Consider the following 18,032-nt stretch of genomic DNA (forward strand, 5'->3'; position numbering starts at 1 on the left):
TGTTTCATAAGTTAATTAATAATATTTTTCATCAAAGAGGCTTAACTACCAGATGATATATCCAGGTATCATTATTTGGTATCAGTTATAGATTAATAAAAGGGAGATGAAACGAAGAATGGAGAAAAGGGGAATTAGGAGGCTTATGTCGGGTGTGCTTTGCACAGTTATTGTTCTTTCGTGCTTTATACCTGCATATGGCTACAAAGAAGAGAGAAAAAGTGAGTTCAGTTGGGAAATATGGTCAGAGGATACTACTGATTTTCCATGGGAGGGAGAATTCCAGCTTGTGGATAAGAACAATGTACCTGTGCAGGAAAAGGATATATTTAATGTATCATGCAGTGTTATTGAACCAAGTGTTGTAGAGGAGGTTTACAGGGAAACAGTTAATTATTCTCTAAGCGGAAGTAAGGTGAAATACACTGTTTATGGAGGCAAGCCAAATGTTGATGATACAACAAAAATATCCAGGACTATAAAGGCTGCATTTCCTGCAACTATATCTGAATTTTATGAAGGGCAATTGGTCGAGTATAAAAAAGTCGGGAATACTGCAGAGGATACTCAGAAATATGAGTATGAAAACCAAAAGGGAGTTAAGGTTTACATAACTAAAAAGCGTTCAGAGGTGGGTATATATCCGGAATATTTGGATGCTGTTTTTGAAGGTAAAACCGTAAGGCTTTATAAAAAAGGCTTACCTACACAAGATTGCTCCCAGGAGTATGAATATATTAAGTACATATACACATATAACCACAAAATAAAAATCCAGTATACATATAATGAGGCACCGATTATAACAGAAATTAAACAACCTTCACAAAACAAGCATTATAATGATAAACAGAACAGTATAATTGCAATTGAAGGAAATGTCAATGATAAAAACATCGGAGATAAACTTCAAATAAGATACTCCATTGATAAATACAATGATAATGATGAATCCATACAGGGAGAACCTCTTAATAGTGGGATACTTCAAGCAGACGGAAAGGATCTGACGTTTACAGGAAGCATTGATATTAAGAAAATCCCCGGCTTTGATAAATTGGATCAAAATGTTGCCCATACTCTTTATGTGTGGGCTGTAGATTCAAAGAATAAAAGATCACCGGCAACAAATATCAACAGCATTCCGTTTTATATTGACACTAAAGCCCCGGAGGCACCCAAGCTGGTACAGGATCCTACAAGTATTACAAAAGAAGATGTGAAAGTTAAAATTACATTTCCTGATGATGCAGTTAAGAAAGAATATAAAATAGGACCCGATGGCTCATGGGAGAGCTATGACAGCCCTATACCCATATCGGTCAATGCAGAAGTATACGGAAGGGGAACTGATGCTGCAGGAAACTCCAGTGAGAACAGCATAACAATAAGCAATATCGATAAAGAAAAACCATCCCAGCCGATAATAAGTGCAAATCCCGAGAACACTAAGGGCGAGCCGATAACTGTAAGTATCAAGCCTGGAATAGATAATCGGACCTCGGTATGTGAAGTGGTGTATGCAGTTAAAAATGATGCCACAACGCCTGGTGATAACGAATATGTGAAATATAACGGTGAATTTAAATTAACTGAAGAAGGAAAATATGTAATATGGGCTAAAACTGTTGATGAGGCTGGAAATCTTTCGGACGCCGCACAAAAATCCGTAAGCATAATAAAACCTACTCCAACGCCTGTACCTACTTCGCAGCCATCTTCCGGTGGGTACAATCCGCCGCTAAATTCACCGTCAAACTCACCTGCAGTGTCACAGGGTGCAACAACTACTCCGGTACCTGTAACCCCGACCAAGTCTGAGCCTGTAAATACTGTGCCTTTGGCTGGAGGGGAGTATGATCTGGCGGTATTCCTTACTTCTGAAAAAAGAGCTTTTGGAGAAAATGAAGTCATATCATTTACTATACACTATAAAAACAATAAAAACACTGATGCTGTAGATACCATACTAAAGGCAGAGATTCCCCAGTATACAACCGTTACAGACACTGCAGGCGGCGTGATATCAGGTAGTCAGATTACCTGGAACCTGAAAACAATAAAAGGTAATGGAGAGGGAAAACTGGTATACAAATTGAAGGTAGGATTATTGGATAAGTCAGAGGTGAATTCCAGTATCACTGCCAGCATTTCAGCCAGTGGTAAAAATTTAAATGCGTCGGATGATAGTTCGGTTTACCCTTTCTTGCTTTATTCTAACAGGTTTGGGAACAACCAGCACAAGAAGTATGCGGTAGGATATAAGGATAATACATTCATGCCTGAAAGCAAGATTACAAGGGCTGAAGTTGCAGCTATGCTGACAAGAGTACTGAACATTCCGGAAGGCACACCGGATAGTAAAGTTTATGCCGACATACCGCAAAAGCACTGGGCATATGGATATATCTATGCAGCAACCAACAATGGACTCTTTGAAGGGTATGTTGACGGCTCATTCAAGCCTGATGCATACATTACAAGAGCTGAACTCAGTACCGCGTTAGCAAGATACTTGAAGCTTAAAAATATTCCGCCGGCAGCATTCCATTTTAATGATATTTCAAAGCATTGGGCAAGGAACTACATTGAAGAAATATACAGACTCAAGCTGATTGAAGGATATAAGGATGGAACATTCATTCCTGATGCACCTATTAAGCGTGTTGAAACAGTGACTATAATAAACAGAATGCTGTACAGAGGACCTCTTAATGGTGCGGTTATACCTTTTAAGGACGTTAAAAAGGACTACTGGGCATATGGGCATATCGCAGAATGCAGTATTGATCATTATTTCACCAGAAACAACGATTCCGTTAGCAGTGAGACCCTGGTAAACAAGGAAAACTGATTATTGGTCAAAAAGAAATATAATAATTAAGAAAAGGCTGTCTCGTAAGTATATTATGAGGTAAGCCTTTTTGAATATTAAAAAATATTTTATCATATAGAAATTTCCATTTCCCTATTAAAAAATTTAAAAAGATCGAACAATGTGTGGAACTTAACCGATTATCCGTCTAGCTAAATAAAAATTAATATTATACCTTTTAGCATAATCATTTTATATAAATTTGTATTTTTTCTAAATGCGAGATTACCAAAACTGGTTATCTCGTTTTTTATGTCTTTTAAAATCTACATTAAGAAATGAAAATATTATTCCGATATAATTTTAAGTTTACATATTACAAATTGCTTTATAAGTTTTTCAAAGAAGGTGATTACCATATTCATAAGGGAATCAAGCTTCAATTCTACATTTCAGGATGCCGATAAAGCTATTGAGGATACAATTGTTCACATGGAAGCTATAGGAATAAAAATGGAAGAAAATCTGGATTTTATTATTCAATATGCACTTAGGGAACTTTTTAACAACGCAATAGAGCATGGGAATAATTTTGACACTAGAAAATTTATCAATTACAGGGTTGATATAACAAGAGAAATATTGAGGGTCTCTGTTGCAGATTGTGGAAAAGGGTTTGACGTTAGCGGTATTGTTAACAGTCAGCATAATGATTCGCCTACAAGGTGTAGAAACAGAGGTTTATCATCACTGATTGATATAGGGTTTTTAATTAACTCAGAGAATGGATGCATTAATGCAAGCCTGTCTTTGGATGGATATATCATAAAGATGGAAGGAGTGATCGAATAATGGATGTGGTGCTTGACGGTAAAACAATGGTTTTAAAGGTGAAAACCAAACTTGTGGCAGTGAATATAAAAAATATGATTGAGTTTACCAAGAGTGTGCTTGATGAGGCAGATGATTATGAGGATATTATTATTGATCTTTCTGCGTCTGAAAACATTGATTCTATGGGAATAACTTTCTTGATAGGTCTTTACAAAACTGGAGACAACAAAGGAAAAAAGGTAATGCTTAGAGGCGTTTCACCTGCAATGCTCAATTTATTTAAGATAATGAGGCTGGAAGAAATCTTTGAGATTGTATAAGGGAGTGGGAAAATGATTCAAAACCAGGAATTTATACAGGAATTCGTTGATGAGGCAAGATCCCACCTTGATAAGGTTGAGGCTTTACTTGTAAAAAAGGAGAAGCTTTTAAATGACAGTGAATCAATCAATGAAATATTTAGGGCGGTTCACAGCATAAAAGGAACTGCAGGTTTTTTTGGACTTAAAAATATAGTCAGTCTTGCTCATTCCATGGAAAACATATTTGCTGAGGTCAGGAACGGAGGCATGAAGTTAAATGCAGAATTCGTAGATATAATTCTAATCTCAAATGACCTTTTGAAGAATATGATTGATGATGTGATAAACAGTGAGGAAGTTGACATAAATCCAATATTAGTAAAGCTTGAAAGCATTCTGGTGGGCTCTGAAAAGGAAGAAAAAAGTGATAGGGTAGAAGACATTTCTGTTGTGGATGATAGAAGCAGAAGATTTCTTATTAAAGGTGGAAGTCGTGAGTTTCTGACTGATGGAGTAAAGCATGGACATAAAATCTATGAGTTAAAGCTAAGAATAAACAGCGATCTCTTAAGCTATTCTGAAGGACCTATGCAGCTCTTTAACAGAATACAGTCAGTTGGGATGGTCATTGATACAATTACAGACCATAGTGAGATTGTTTCTTTTGATGATGTAATGGATGCTGTTGATAAGGGGGACAAGGATGTATATCTTTGCATACTTGTTACTACGGTCTTAGATAGGGATATGTTTTCGGAAGCTATAGAGATTTCAAGGGACAATATTGTAGAGCTGAACATCGATAAAGTGAAGAAGTGCCATATTGCTGCAGAAAGTGAAGTCGGTCAAGCGTCGTATAACGATATGCAGGCTCATTCTAATGACAAAAAAGTTATAATGGATGAGATAAAAGATACTGGAAAAAGTGAAGCAATGCATTATATAAGAGATGAAGCAAATGATGAAGTAAAAGTTGGAGCTAGGGACAATGAAGATAAGGGGCCAAAGCAGACTAAACAGCTTAAAGTTGAAGATAACATAAGGGTGAATGTTACTGTTCTAAATGACTTACTCAACATGGCAAGTGAGATGGTTTTAGGAAGAAACCAGTTGCTCCGCACCCTTGAGGAGTATAGGAAAGCGATACCGGGGCTTTCGGCCATTCTACAGAATATAGACAGGCTTACAAGCGGCATGCAGGAGAAAATAATGCAGACCAGGATGCAGCCAATTGCCAATGTGTTTAATAAGTTTCCCCGAATAATAAGAGATTTGTCAAAATCACTTGGCAAGGAGATAGACCTCCAATTGGAAGGAACAGAGGTTGAGCTGGACAAGTCGGTATTGGAAGCTTTGACAGACCCGCTTACTCATCTGGTTCGAAATTCTGCGGACCATGGATTGGAGGATCCTGACAGCAGGGAGAAGAATCGCAAGAGCAGGATTGGATTTATTAAGCTCAATGCTTATCAGGAGGGCGGTTATGTAAATATTGAGGTGATAGATGATGGGGCAGGAATTGACTGTGACAGGGTTGTTGAAAAGGCAATTGATAAAGGGATTGTTACAAGGGAAGCTGCAGCCAGGATGAGTGAACAGGAAATTCTCAAGCTGATCTTTAAGCCTGGGTTTTCTACAGCAGAAAAGATAAGTGATATATCCGGCCGCGGTGTGGGTATGGATGTTGTCAGGACGAATATTGAGAAACTTGGCGGAAGCATTGAAATATTCAGTAAAAAAGGTAACGGTACTACCATACGTTTGCTTCTGCCATTGACTCTTGCCATAATACAGACGCTTATAGTGGGTGTTGAGGGACATAAATTTGCTTTGCCTCAGGCAAATTTGAAAGAGATTGTAAGGGTTAAGGGAAAAGATAAAAACAGGCACATAGAGTATCTACATGATTCCGAGGTGTTCAGGCTTAGAGGAAAGCTGCTGCCAATAGTGCATCTTGCAGACATACTAGGGATAAAAAGAACCTATGTGGATGAAAAAGATGGACAAGTAAGAAGCGACAGGAGAAACAGCTTTTCAGATATAAGACCGGACAATCGGGAGTTGGAAGGGGTAAAAAACAGGAGAAAAAATGAAGAAGAGGTTACAAGGGTGCTGGTGCTTCAGGTTGGACACAGGTCTTTCGGTCTTGTCGTTGATTCAATTTATTCAAGTGAAGAAACCCTCGTCAAACAGCTTCCGATATATTTTAAAAATTGTGACTGCTATTCAGGAGTAACAATTATGGGTGATGGAAAAACTGCAATGATACTTGATGTTGAAGGTCTTATAAGAATTTCCAACCTTCAGTTTATTGAAGACATTGAGGAAAAGGATACCGGCAAAAAGAATGAAAATGACAATCACACAGAAGTTCAGAATATATTACTTTTCAAATGTTCCGGAAACGAAATCTTTGCAATTGACCTATCGATGGTATCACGGGTTGAGGAGGTTCGAAGCCAGGATATTGATAGAATCGGAAGTAATGAATATATAAAATTCAGGGGAGATTCAATGAGGGTTATACGGCCTGAGGACTTCTTGCCTGTTTCTAAGGATATAATCAATAGTGATGTCAAACATGTTCTGATACCAAAGTTCACCACAAATCCTATAGGAATTATTGTAGAAAAAATAATTGACAATGTTAATGCAAGAATTGTATTGAATACAGAAAATATAAAGGTTAATGGACTATTAGGAAGCACTATTTATGATGATAAAATCATTCTCATACTGAATCTCTATGAAATGCTTCAGCTTGCAGATCCGCAGCATTACTCCATAAATATTTTTATGCCACAGGATGCAAAAACCATACTTATCGTTGAAGATACACCCTTTTTTATGAAAATGGAGAAAGAATATCTTGAAATAGCCGGATATGAAGTCATTCAAGCTGCCAACGGAAGGATAGCTATGGAGCTGTTAGAAAGCAACAGGGTGGATGTAGTTGTCAGTGATATTCAAATGCCGGAGATGGATGGGTTTGAACTTGCAAAAAAAATAAGGGAAGACAATAGATTCAAAGATTTGCCACTTATTGCAGTGACGTCAATGTCAGGAGAAGAAGCAAAAAGCAAGGCATTTGAGTCAGGTTTTGACTTTTATGAGATGAAGCTTGACAGGGACAGGCTTCTTGAAACGGTTTACAAGGCATTACAAAAGAAGGATGCTCTTTTAGTATGATATTGCTAGTACTTGTTGATGGAGAGGGGGGAAGTAAATTGATTAAGGTTTTAAGCTTCAGAATTGCCGGAGAACTATTTGGAATAGAAATAAATGATGTAAAGGAAATAAACAGGAATGTTGAGTATACAGCAGTTCCCAGGGCACAAGACAATATTGTAGGGCTCTTTAACATGAGAGGTCAGATTGTTACTATTTTTAATTTGGCCGGTATTATAGGTTACAGTGAAAGTGTACCAGATGACAGGGTTACATGCATCATATTGAAGTCAGAGCCGGAAAATCCCAACCACAGGGGGTTTATAATTGAGCGGACCGGTGACGTAATTGATGTGGCTGAGGACATGTGTGAGCCCCCTCCTGCAAACATTGACAGTATAGGTAAGAAATATATCAAGGATGTTGTGAGGCTGGAAAGTGATTTAATGAGGATAATCAATACCGATCTGGTTTTCGGTGAGCTGATTTCGGACTGAGAGAGCTTTTGAATAAAAGAAACGGAGGATTTTAAATATGCTAAAGGGTATGAAAGTAAGAACTAAAATGCTGGGCTCATTTTTCGTTATTGTTGCAATAATGGTGGCATTAGGTATTGTTTCAGGTATTAATATTAAAAAACTGAACGGTTCAGATACCGAGTTGTACGAAAATATGACGGTTCCTATTCAGGAGCTCTCTCATGCAACATTCGACTTCCATAGGAACAGGGCATATATTCGTGATATATTTATGACTACAGACCAGGAGCAAATTAAAAACATTATGAATGAAGTAGCCAACCGAAGAAAAGATATAGATAATTATTTAAAGGAGTTTAAAGCAAGAATAATAAGTGATGAAATGATGAATATGTATGAGGATTTCCGGCAGTACTATGCTGAGTATATTATTTTATACGATAAAGCTGTTGAAATGTATACAAGCGGAAGGAAGAACGAGGCTTTAGCATTTATATCAGCAAGCGGTGAAGCAGGAAAGGCTTCAAGAACAGCCCAGAGCAAATTGGAAGCAATGATTGAAAAGAAGATTAAGGATGCAAAAGAGAAGGCTGACTCAAATACCGAAAATGCAAATACGACAATCATAGTAATGATAGTCTTTATACTGGTTGGGGCAGCTGCTGCCATCGCTATAGGCATCTATATGAGCAACTACATAAGCAATTCAATTAAGAAGATTAAGGAAGCAATGTCCATAGCTGAAAAAGGTGATTTGACAGTAGCAGTTGAAAATGATTCCAAAGATGAATTCGGAGACTTATCAGGGTCCTTCAATGCCTTTATGAAAAAGACTGCAGACGCCATCAAAAAAATTGATGAAACCACAAAAGTGCTGGCAGATTCATCCAAAGGACTTCTTAATATATCGGAAAGCATGGCGGACAGCAGCAGGCAGACCAGTTCCAAAACATCCATGGCAAGTGCGTCAGTGGAAGAGATATCTGCAGGTATGACTCAGACCTCGGCAAACCTTAATAATACAACCTCCAACATCAGCATGATTGCATCGGCTGTTGAAGAGATGAGTGGAACAATAAGAAACCTGGCATCCGCATCTGAACAGGTATCTGCGGGTGTATCACAGGTAAATGGCCTTGTGGGAGGAATAACAGGAAGCATAAACAAGGTATCTGATTCTGCAAAGGATGTTTCAGATTCTGTAAATAATGTAGTAACAGCAGTAAAAGAGATAAACATTTCATTAAATGAAGTAAGCAGAAACTGTGCCAAGTCAATGCAGATAGCATCCGATGCAGGTACGAAGGCAAAGGACACAAATCAGATAATAGAAAAGCTTAATGAGTCATCAAAGCAGATTGGTAAGATAATAGGGGTTATTAATGATATTGCGGATCAGACTAATATGCTTGCACTTAATGCTGCCATTGAAGCCGCCGGAGCTGGTGAAGCGGGAAAGGGTTTTGCTGTTGTTGCAAATGAGGTTAAGGAGCTTGCAAAACAGACAGCGGAAGCAACAGAGGAAATCGGTACTCAGATAGAAAGCATGCAGTCCAACATGAATAATGCTGTAGGTGCAGTAGCGGAAATAACTGAGGTAATTAAAGAGATAACTGGGATAACAAACACTATCGCAGCAGCAGTTACCGAGCAGAGTGCTGCAACCGGAGAAATATCCAATGCAGCAGTGCGTTCGGCAGAAAAAGTAGGAATGATATCCAAGGAAATAGCTGATGTTGCAAATAATTCCCGAAATGTAGCAAGAAGTGTTGAGGAATCCAGTAAAGGAGTAGTCGAAATAGCTCATTCGGCATCAGAGCTGTCAAAGGCATCTACTGATGTTGCCATGAATTCTGAGAGAGCCGCGTCAAGCCTTCATGAAATAAGCAGAAACACCAATGAAATAACCAAAAGTGCTGTTGATATATCCAAAAATGTTCAGGAGATCAACAATTCCTCCGAGAAGGTTAACAGCGGGGCTTCAGAAACTAACAATTCAGCTAGAGGCCTTTCTGACCTGGCTGTGAGATTGGAAGAACTGGTAAAGCAGTTTAAGGTATAAATAAACTATGTCATTTTATATAGGTTAAAAGTGACAAATGTAAGAAAATGTTTTGAAATAATTAAAAATGTAAAATGATTATTGCAAAACATATGGATATAGCGGGAGGAATTTTGTATGTTTAAAAATCTTAAGGTTAGATGGAAGCTTATGTCGGCGTTTGGTATTATTACTGCTATGACGCTGGTAGTAGCATTAGCAGCAGTTTTAGGGATGAACAGTATTTGGCAAAATTCCAGTTATATTTTTGATGAGCAGCTTTCCAAGCTAAATAGCACACGTATACTGGAAGACGGACAAAAGACCATGGGAATTGCATTAAGGGGATTTTTAAACAGAAGAATATTTGCTGACAACGAGCTGAGGAAACCCCATGAAGCCCTTATGAAAACTGGCATTGAGAAGTGGGATAATGAATATGAGACCTTTAATAATATCACAAACAAAGATAGTAGGGAGAATTCATTATGGAAAAAGTATTCAGAGCTGGCAGTTGCCTGGAGAGCAGAATATGACGCCTTCAACAACATTTATTATGAAAAGTATAAGCTATATTCCCAGGGAGTACCACTAGATGATGCCAGAATTTCTGATCTGGATGCCAAGCTCTTGGAAAAATTCAAAGTTATTTATGCAATGTTCACTCCTATGCTGGGTATCCTTGATGAGATGATAGGAGACTTTGAAGCGGATATAGCAAAAGCAAAGGAGACAGCAAAATCAAGTAAGGATACTACAAATATAGTTATGATTGTAATAACAGCATTAATCACACTTGTTTCAATAGGACTTGCATTCTATATACCATCTCAGTTGGTTAATAAAATTCTATTGGTAAGAAAAAATATGAGTGAAGCGGAAAACGGTGATCTCACAGTGAGAAGCAATATTGATTCAAAGGATGAACTTGGGGATCTGGCTGCTTCCTTTAACATGCTTATGGAGAAAACGTCACATGCTATAAAAAGGATCAGAGACACGGCAAACATATTGAACGGTTCTGCTGGAAGCCTTTCAAATATAGCACAGGATATGGCCGATAGTAGTGAAAACACAAGCTCAAAGACACAGACAGCAAGCACCTCGGTGAGTGAAATTTCATCAGGAATGGAACAGACAGCTAAAACTCTTGATAATACAGCCTCCAACATCGGTATTGTGGCTTCAGCTGTTGAGGAGATGAGCGGAACCATTAGAAATCTTGCATCTGCTTCGGAACAGGTTTCGTCAGGGGTAAGGGAAGTCAGTAGTTTGGTAGGAGGTATCACAGATAACATAAGCAAGGTATCTGATTCAGCCAGGGATGTATCATCATCTGTTGATAATGTTGTTACAGCCGTAAAGGAAATCAATGTATCCTTGGCAGAGGTAAGCAAAAATTGTGAAAAATCAATGGATATTGCATCGGATGCAGGTATTAAGGCAAGAGATACGAACAATATAATATCGAAGCTTAATGAATCATCAAGACAAATAGGCAAGGTTATCCAGGTTATTAATGATATAGCAGATCAGACAAACATGTTAGCACTTAACGCGGCAATTGAAGCAGCAGGGGCCGGCGAGGCGGGAAAAGGCTTCGCAGTGGTTGCAAATGAGGTTAAGGAACTAGCAAAACAAACAGCTGAGGCCACTGAAGAAATCAGTGCACAGATAGAAAGCATGCAGGCAAATATGAGCGATGCAGTAAAGGCGGTAGCATCCATAACTGAAGTAATCAGTGAAATAACAGGTATAACAGGTACGGTTGCAGCGGCGGTAACCGAGCAGAGTGCTGTAACAGGGGAGATTTCCAATGCGGCTGTGCGTTCTGCCCAAAAGGTAGCCCTAATAGCTCGTGAAATCGTGGAAGTAGAGGAAAAATCCCAGAATGTTGCAAGAAATGTTGAAGAATCCAGCAGGGGTGTACTGGATATAGCAAAATCTACTTCTGAACTTTCAAAAGCGTCAGCAGATGTATCTATGAATGCAGAGAGAGTTTCTGCCAGCATTGTTGACATAAGCAGGCACACACAGACTTTTACCAAGGAAGCTGTAAAAATTGCAAGGAATGTACAGGAAATAAGCAGTTCGTCAAATGATGTCTCACATGGTGCACTACAAACCAAAGACTCTGCAAAAAGCCTGAGAGAGATGGCTTCAAAGCTGGAGGAGCTGGTTATACAGTTTAAAATCTAATTGCTATAAATATCCACTAAGTCATGATTAAATTAAATGGGGTGTGACATTATTGGTTAAGCTCAAGGTTTTAGTCGTTGATGATTCCGCAGTTTACAGAAAGATACTATCCACAGCTGTCGAAAATACCGGACTGGCTCAGGTTGAGCACACTGCATCAAACGGGAGCCTTGCAATTGAGAGGCTGCAGTATGGTAAATATGATGTTGTGCTTATGGATGTAAATATGCCGGAGCTTGATGGTATTGAGACACTTAAAATGATAAAAAACAGGTGGCCTGAAACTCATGTAGTAATGGTGAGTAGCAACAGCGGGAAAAATGCAAAAACCACATTGGAAGCCCTTGCAGGTGGTGCTTTGGACTTTATACTAAAACCCCTGGAGCAGGATTATGACAAAAACTTGGAAATAGTGACCAGTTTTTTGAAGGTTTTATTTATCCAGATTCAAGTCAAAATTATGGGAACCAGAAAAGCCGCGGAGCCGATTAAGCACATAGAAACTAAGGCTACTTCCAGAACAAGGATTACAGGTGTGGACATGGTATTGGTTGCCTCATCTACGGGAGGCCCTGCTGCCCTTGAGAAAGTGTTTACCGGTTTTGGAACAAACTTCTACAAGCCTATACTTATTGTGCAGCATATGCCTCCTGACTTTACAAGGGTATTGGCAGAATCTCTTGATAAGAAAAGTGAAATGAAATTCATAGAGGGCAAGGAAGGTGATGCTATCAGGGCAGGCCAAGCTATATTGGCTCCTGGTGGGTATCATATGGAAATAGCCAAAGGAGATCAGTCTTCAAAAAAGATTTGCATTACATTGGGGAATTATGTTAACGGGGTACGGCCGGCAGCGGATGTATTATTCAAGTCGGTTGCTAAGGAGTATCAAGGAGCAAGAATATTGGCAGTGATACTTACGGGAATGGGCAGTGATGGACTTGAAGGAATAAGGGAATTAAAGAAAAAGTGCCTTTGCTATTGTATAACACAGAGTGAGGAAAGTTGTGTTGTATATGGTATGCCAAGAAGTGTTAAGGAAGCAGGTCTTTCAGATGAGGAAGCGGGTATTGAAAGAATACCGGATAGAATAGTTAAAATTTCCGAGCATGGGAGCTGATACCGGTTGAATGCAATTCTTACCGATAGCGAGTTTAAACTTTTCAGAAAATATATTGAGGATAAGTGCGGAATAGATATCCCGGAAGGCAAGGCGTATCTTATAGAAACAAGGCTGTCCAGGCTTTTGGTGGATTCCGGGCTATCAAGCTTTGAGGAACTATACAACTTAATAATAAGAAGCAACGATCAGAATATGGCGGAAAGGGTTATTGACGCCATTACAACTAATGAAACCCTGTGGTTTCGGGACAAGTCACCATGGGTTATTCTTGAGAAAGTTTTTCTCCCGCGTTTTGTTGACATGCTGCGGAGCGGGCAGCGTAGAAAAATAAGATTGTGGAGTGCTGCCGCATCGACGGGGCAGGAAGCTTATTCCACTGCCATGTGTATAGATTCATGGCTTATGAGAAATGGTATAAAGGACATAACACTATCAAATTTTGAAATAATGGCAACCGATATATCCCAAACAGTTATAGACATGGCCCGTACTGGAAGATATGACGCCATCTCCGTTATGAGAGGCCTTGATCCCCTTATACGAGACAGGTACTTCATAAAGGATGGAACGGTATGGGAAGTAGATAACAGAATCAAGTCCCATGTTAAATTTCAGCAGTTTAATTTACAAAGCAGCTATATGTTGCTTGGAAAGTTTGATATTGTTTTTTGCAGGTATGTTCTTATCTATTTTTCAGACATACTTAAGGAGAATGTATTTTCCAAGCTTTTTGGAACCATGGAAGAGGGAGGAGTTCTATTCCTGGGATCGTCAGAGCTTTATGAAAAAATCGGCAGTTTCTTTGAAATGGTACATGTGGAAAATGCAGTTTACTACAGTAGAAGGGAGCAGCGGTTATGAGGATAATGACAGTTGATGATTCCAGTGTTGTCCGCAAGATCATCAGGGCTGCAGCTGAGGTCTTACAATACGAGCTGGAGGAAGCAGAAAGCGGAATGGAAGCTTTGGAAATCCTTGAAAAACTTAATGGGGAGATTGATTTGATTCTTCTTGACTGGAACATGCCGGGTATGAATGGCTATGAGCTTCTTCAAAAGCTTAAATCCATTGATAGGTACAGGAGTATACCTGTTATGATGGTTACTACCGAAGGCCAGAAAGAAAACATAGTTATGGCAGTAAAGGCAGGAGCAGTCCACTACATGACCAAGCCCTTTGCTATGGAAGACCTCATTAAGAGGATTCTGGAATGTATGGGAAGGGGGCCTATATGATGGTATCAGAAGCTCAAACAAGAATAGAGGTTTTGCACCAATACTTTGTCGAAGGATTGAGTGAGGCTGTTGGGAAAATGACCGGCTTCAGTGTGGATCAAATCGGCAAAGATGACTCACGGCTTAAGACTATTGAGTTGTCGGGAGCAATGATCCTATCAGGCCAGAGGAATGCACTTTTAATGGTAAGTGTTTCAAGGAAAACAGCCTCAAATCTTATTTCATATATGGTAGGGGTTGACGCGGGAGATCTAACCGAAGATGAGCTTTCAGACGGCATTTCTGAGCTTGTCAATATGGCTGCAGGTATTGCAAAAATAAAAATGGCGGAAGGCGGCATAGAATTTAATCTGTCATCACCCTTTGCAATAACAGGAGACAATATAAGGGTTACCGTTAAAAGGCATATTGAAAGATATGAGTATACAATCGGATGTGAAGATGTGGTTTTGAGTATTGGAATATTCTACTTTTAAGGAGGAAGTTATATGATAAAAAGGGTTCTTTTGGTGGATGATTCGCCCATGATCCATAATCTATTGAGAAAGACTCTTGAAAAGAATGGATATGAGGTTTGCGGCGATGCCAAAAACGGTAGTGAAGGTGTTGAAATGTATATGAGCCTCATGCCTGATCTTGTTTTTATGGATGTAACAATGCCCATAATGGATGGGATTGAAGCTGCAAAAAAGATTAAGGAGAAGCATGGTTCAGCTAAAATTATCATGCTGACAGCCATGGGCGATGAGGAAATAATGACACAGGCCAAGGAGGCAGGTGTAGATATATTTTTGAAAAAGCCATTTGATGATTATAAAATTGTAAGTGCCATAGCAAAGATTGAGTAAGGTGAAATATGAGTAGAAAAATACTTGTTGTTGATGATATGACTGCCAACAGAAAAATCATCAAAGCAGCCCTGGCAAAAGCAATTGAAAATATTGAAACAGTTGAAGCGGAGGATGGGTATAAGGCCATTGAGGTAATAAAACAGGGTGGCATAAGTGTTGTTATACTTGATATAATGATGCCGGGTATTGATGGATTAGATGTCCTGGCAGCTATTAAGAGTGATAAAAGGACTTGCAACATACCCGTTATTATGTGCTCTGCTTTGTATGAAACAGGCAGCCTGGAAAAGGCTCTCAAGTTAGGTGCATTGGACTATTTTACCAAGCCCCTTACAGAAGAGCAAATGAAAATAAGCCTTCCATTAAAAATAAAGAATGCACTGGAGCATTTTGACAACAAAAATGAGCTGGTCATGTTCTATGAGCACATAAAGGACGAAATGCATTTGGCGGAACAGATTCAGAAGGCTCTTATAACAGAGCATGCATACTTTCCACAAGGGGAGATATGGGGGAAGTATATACCCTGTGAAGAAGTTGGCGGAGATATGTTCTGTATAAAGCAGGTTGGAGAAAAGCTTTGGTTTATGATTGCAGATATATCGGGGCATGGAATATCTGCTGCAATGATATCAAACATGATCAATATTATATTTATGACCACTGTTGAATCATGCCATATGCCGGATCAGCTTGCAAAAAAAATTAACAATACTCTATTTGAAGTGTTTGGAGGCTCCAAATTTGTTTTGACATCAGCCTTTATTGGCTTTATGGATAAAAACAGCATTATTTATGTTAATTCAGGCCATCCATATCCTGTGCTGTATAATTTCGGTCAAAATAAGGTGGAATCCCTATCGGCAAACGGTTTCTTGCTTGGAGTCCTGGAAGACTGCGGCTTTCAAAATGTTGAAAGAAAAATAGGAAAAGGTGATGCAATACTGCTTTATACCGATGGGCTTTTTGACAAGGGAATGAATAGTGAATTTGCTGCATGGGATAGTGTTTATGAATACTGCAAAAATAATATAGAACACTTTGGAAAAGGCAAAGAGCAATTGCTAAGCAGCCTTATAGACTTTTTTTCCAATAAGGGAGGTAAATCCTTTATTGATGATGTTGCAGTACTCATAGTTGAAAAAACATAAAAGTTGAAGAAAGATAGTGAATTTGAATATTGGGCTGCCGCAAATCATAAGGGTTTTGCAGCAGCTCTCATTATTTATTTAGTTATTAGTTATTTATTTCATCGGTAACAAAAACTTTGTTATATTATTGTCAATTTAGTGTTTCAAGTATTTTGAGTGGGGGAATTAATAAAGTAAGGAAGGATTATAGTTTTTCCTTTAATAAGTAATAAAAATTTGGTAAAATTAAGGAAACAACTACATTCAATATAAATTCAACATAAAAAAGTGAAGGAGATAACCTTATGAAAGTCATTGTTATAGGATGTACCCATGCAGGTACGGCTTCAATACTTAACCTTAGAAAGGCTGACCCGAAAGTGGAGATTACAGTCTATGAAAGGAACAGCACAATTTCGTTTCTTTCTTGTGGTATAGCCCTTTATGTAGGTGGTGTAATAAATGATCCCCAAGGCTTATTCTATTGTTCTCCTGAAAAGCTTGAGGATTTAGGTGTAGCAACTAAAATGAAACATGATGTCAAAAATGTAAACTTTGATAAAAAGTCTGTAACGGTTTATAATATGGATACTGGAGAAGAGTTTGAAGATACCTATGACAAACTGATTATAACAACTGGCTCATGGCCGGTTGTACCGGATATACAAGGAATTGACCTTGAGAACATACTGCTATCAAAAAATTATGACCACTCCAATATGATAATTGAAAAGGCCAAGACAGCAAAAAACATTGTGGTTGTTGGTGCAGGATATATCGGTGTGGAGCTTGTTGAGGCTTTTAAGGCACTTGGGAAAAATGTTTCATTGATAGATGGAATGGATAGGATACTTAGCAGGTATCTTGACAAGGAGTTTACAGATGTAGCTGAGAAGGCACTTAAAGAGCATGGCATTGATATTATGCTCAATGAAAAAATTGTTGGATTTGAAGGTAATGATGGTAAGGTTTCAAAAGTTTTGACCGATAAGAGTTCATATGAAGCTGACATGGTTATATTGTCAATAGGCTTCAGACCAAATACCGGTTTATTTAAAGGAAAGCTTGAAATGCTTCCTAATGGTGCCATTATTGTAGATGAATATATGAGAACCAGCAGGGAAGGTGTATTTGCCGCAGGAGACAGCTGTGCAATAGTGTATAATCCTACGGGCAGGCATGAATATATTCCATTAGCTACAAATGCGGTGCGTATGGGAACACTAATAGCAAAAAATATTAACGGTCCTGTATTAAAGTATATGGGAACCCAGGGTACTTCGGGCATTAAGATTATAGATTACAACATAGCTTCCACCGGAATAACGGAGGAATCTGCAAAAGCAGCGGGTATAGAGATTGAAACGTCAACGCTTATAGATAACTACAGACCTGAGTTTATGCCTGATTATGAATCGTTACAGCTCAAGGTTGTTTTTGAAAAGGATTCAAGGGTCATAATAGGGGCACAGATTTTATCCAAGTACGACCTTACTCAGTCAATCAATACCCTATCTGTTTGTATACAGAAGAAGATGACAATAGATGAGCTGGCTTTTGTAGACTTTTTCTTCCAGCCCCATTACAACAAACCGTGGAATTATCTTAATTCAGTAGGGTTAAATGCTTTAAAATAAAATCATAGATGTCTGATTATTATATCGACTTTGGTATATATCTTAATTCATTAAAAAGTGATTTTGCTACAAAATGACGATTCGTTATTTTCAGTAAAATCACTTTTTGCGTCTGGGAAATCGTGGTGCATGTTTCACTGCAATTTCTTATGATGCTACTCTGTGCTTGACATTAATGGAATAATGTGAAAAAATATTTCATACTTAATATACTTAAT

The 18,032-nt window shown here is 38.5% G+C and carries 14 protein-coding genes; all 14 read left to right on the top strand.

Annotated elements, in window-relative coordinates:
* Positions 1 to 118: 118 nt before the first annotated feature.
* A complete protein-coding gene (locus tag VIO64_RS11275) occupies positions 119 to 2,854 on the top strand; it encodes an S-layer homology domain-containing protein (protein WP_331918181.1) in 2,736 nt (911 codons plus the stop codon).
* A gap of 369 nt (positions 2,855 to 3,223) precedes the next feature.
* Positions 3,224 to 3,667 (top strand): ATP-binding protein, encoded by a 444-nt coding sequence (locus VIO64_RS11280; RefSeq protein ID WP_331918183.1) that lies wholly within the window; start codon positions 3,224 to 3,226, stop codon positions 3,665 to 3,667.
* A complete protein-coding gene (locus VIO64_RS11285; protein WP_331918185.1) occupies positions 3,667 to 3,969 on the top strand; it encodes an STAS domain-containing protein in 303 nt (100 codons plus the stop codon). The genes VIO64_RS11280 and VIO64_RS11285 overlap by 1 nt, the downstream gene beginning before the upstream one ends.
* A gap of 12 nt (positions 3,970 to 3,981) precedes the next feature.
* Positions 3,982 to 7,140 (top strand): chemotaxis protein CheW, encoded by a 3,159-nt coding sequence (locus VIO64_RS11290; RefSeq protein WP_331918187.1) that lies wholly within the window; start codon positions 3,982 to 3,984, stop codon positions 7,138 to 7,140.
* Positions 7,137 to 7,616 (top strand): chemotaxis protein CheW, encoded by a 480-nt coding sequence (locus tag VIO64_RS11295; protein WP_331918189.1) that lies wholly within the window; start codon positions 7,137 to 7,139, stop codon positions 7,614 to 7,616. Before VIO64_RS11290 ends, VIO64_RS11295 begins: the two co-directional genes overlap by 4 nt.
* Before the next feature lie 37 nt (positions 7,617 to 7,653).
* Entirely contained in the window at positions 7,654 to 9,660 is a 2,007-nt protein-coding gene (locus tag VIO64_RS11300) for a methyl-accepting chemotaxis protein (RefSeq protein WP_331918191.1), read from the top strand.
* 117 nt (positions 9,661 to 9,777) lie between these two features.
* Entirely contained in the window at positions 9,778 to 11,838 is a 2,061-nt protein-coding gene (locus VIO64_RS11305; protein WP_331918193.1) for a methyl-accepting chemotaxis protein, read from the top strand.
* Positions 11,839 to 11,890: 52 nt separating this feature from the next.
* The gene (gene cheB / locus VIO64_RS11310; RefSeq protein WP_331918195.1) at positions 11,891 to 12,958 is read left to right on the top strand and encodes a chemotaxis-specific protein-glutamate methyltransferase CheB; all 1,068 of its coding nucleotides are present in this window, start codon (positions 11,891 to 11,893) and stop codon (positions 12,956 to 12,958) included.
* Between the two features lie 6 nt (positions 12,959 to 12,964).
* A complete protein-coding gene (locus VIO64_RS11315; protein ID WP_331918197.1) occupies positions 12,965 to 13,822 on the top strand; it encodes a protein-glutamate O-methyltransferase CheR in 858 nt (285 codons plus the stop codon).
* Positions 13,819 to 14,196 (top strand): response regulator, encoded by a 378-nt coding sequence (locus VIO64_RS11320; RefSeq protein ID WP_331918199.1) that lies wholly within the window; start codon positions 13,819 to 13,821, stop codon positions 14,194 to 14,196. The genes VIO64_RS11315 and VIO64_RS11320 overlap by 4 nt, the downstream gene beginning before the upstream one ends.
* Complete coding sequence (locus tag VIO64_RS11325) at positions 14,193 to 14,672, top strand: chemotaxis protein CheX (protein ID WP_331918201.1); 480 nt, start codon at positions 14,193 to 14,195, stop codon at positions 14,670 to 14,672. Before VIO64_RS11320 ends, VIO64_RS11325 begins: the two co-directional genes overlap by 4 nt.
* 12 nt (positions 14,673 to 14,684) lie before the next feature.
* The gene (locus tag VIO64_RS11330; protein ID WP_331918203.1) at positions 14,685 to 15,044 is read left to right on the top strand and encodes a response regulator; all 360 of its coding nucleotides are present in this window, start codon (positions 14,685 to 14,687) and stop codon (positions 15,042 to 15,044) included.
* Between the two features lie 8 nt (positions 15,045 to 15,052).
* Positions 15,053 to 16,198, top strand: coding sequence for a fused response regulator/phosphatase (locus VIO64_RS11335; protein ID WP_331918205.1), 1,146 nt, complete (start codon positions 15,053 to 15,055; stop codon positions 16,196 to 16,198).
* A gap of 284 nt (positions 16,199 to 16,482) precedes the next feature.
* Positions 16,483 to 17,814, top strand: a complete 1,332-nt coding sequence (locus VIO64_RS11340; RefSeq protein ID WP_331918207.1) for an FAD-dependent oxidoreductase — start codon at positions 16,483 to 16,485, stop codon at positions 17,812 to 17,814.
* Positions 17,815 to 18,032 lie beyond the last annotated feature (218 nt).

This window comes from Pseudobacteroides sp. (assembly GCF_036567765.1).
In the GTDB taxonomy this organism is placed as follows: Bacteria; Bacillota; Clostridia; order Acetivibrionales; family DSM-2933; genus Pseudobacteroides.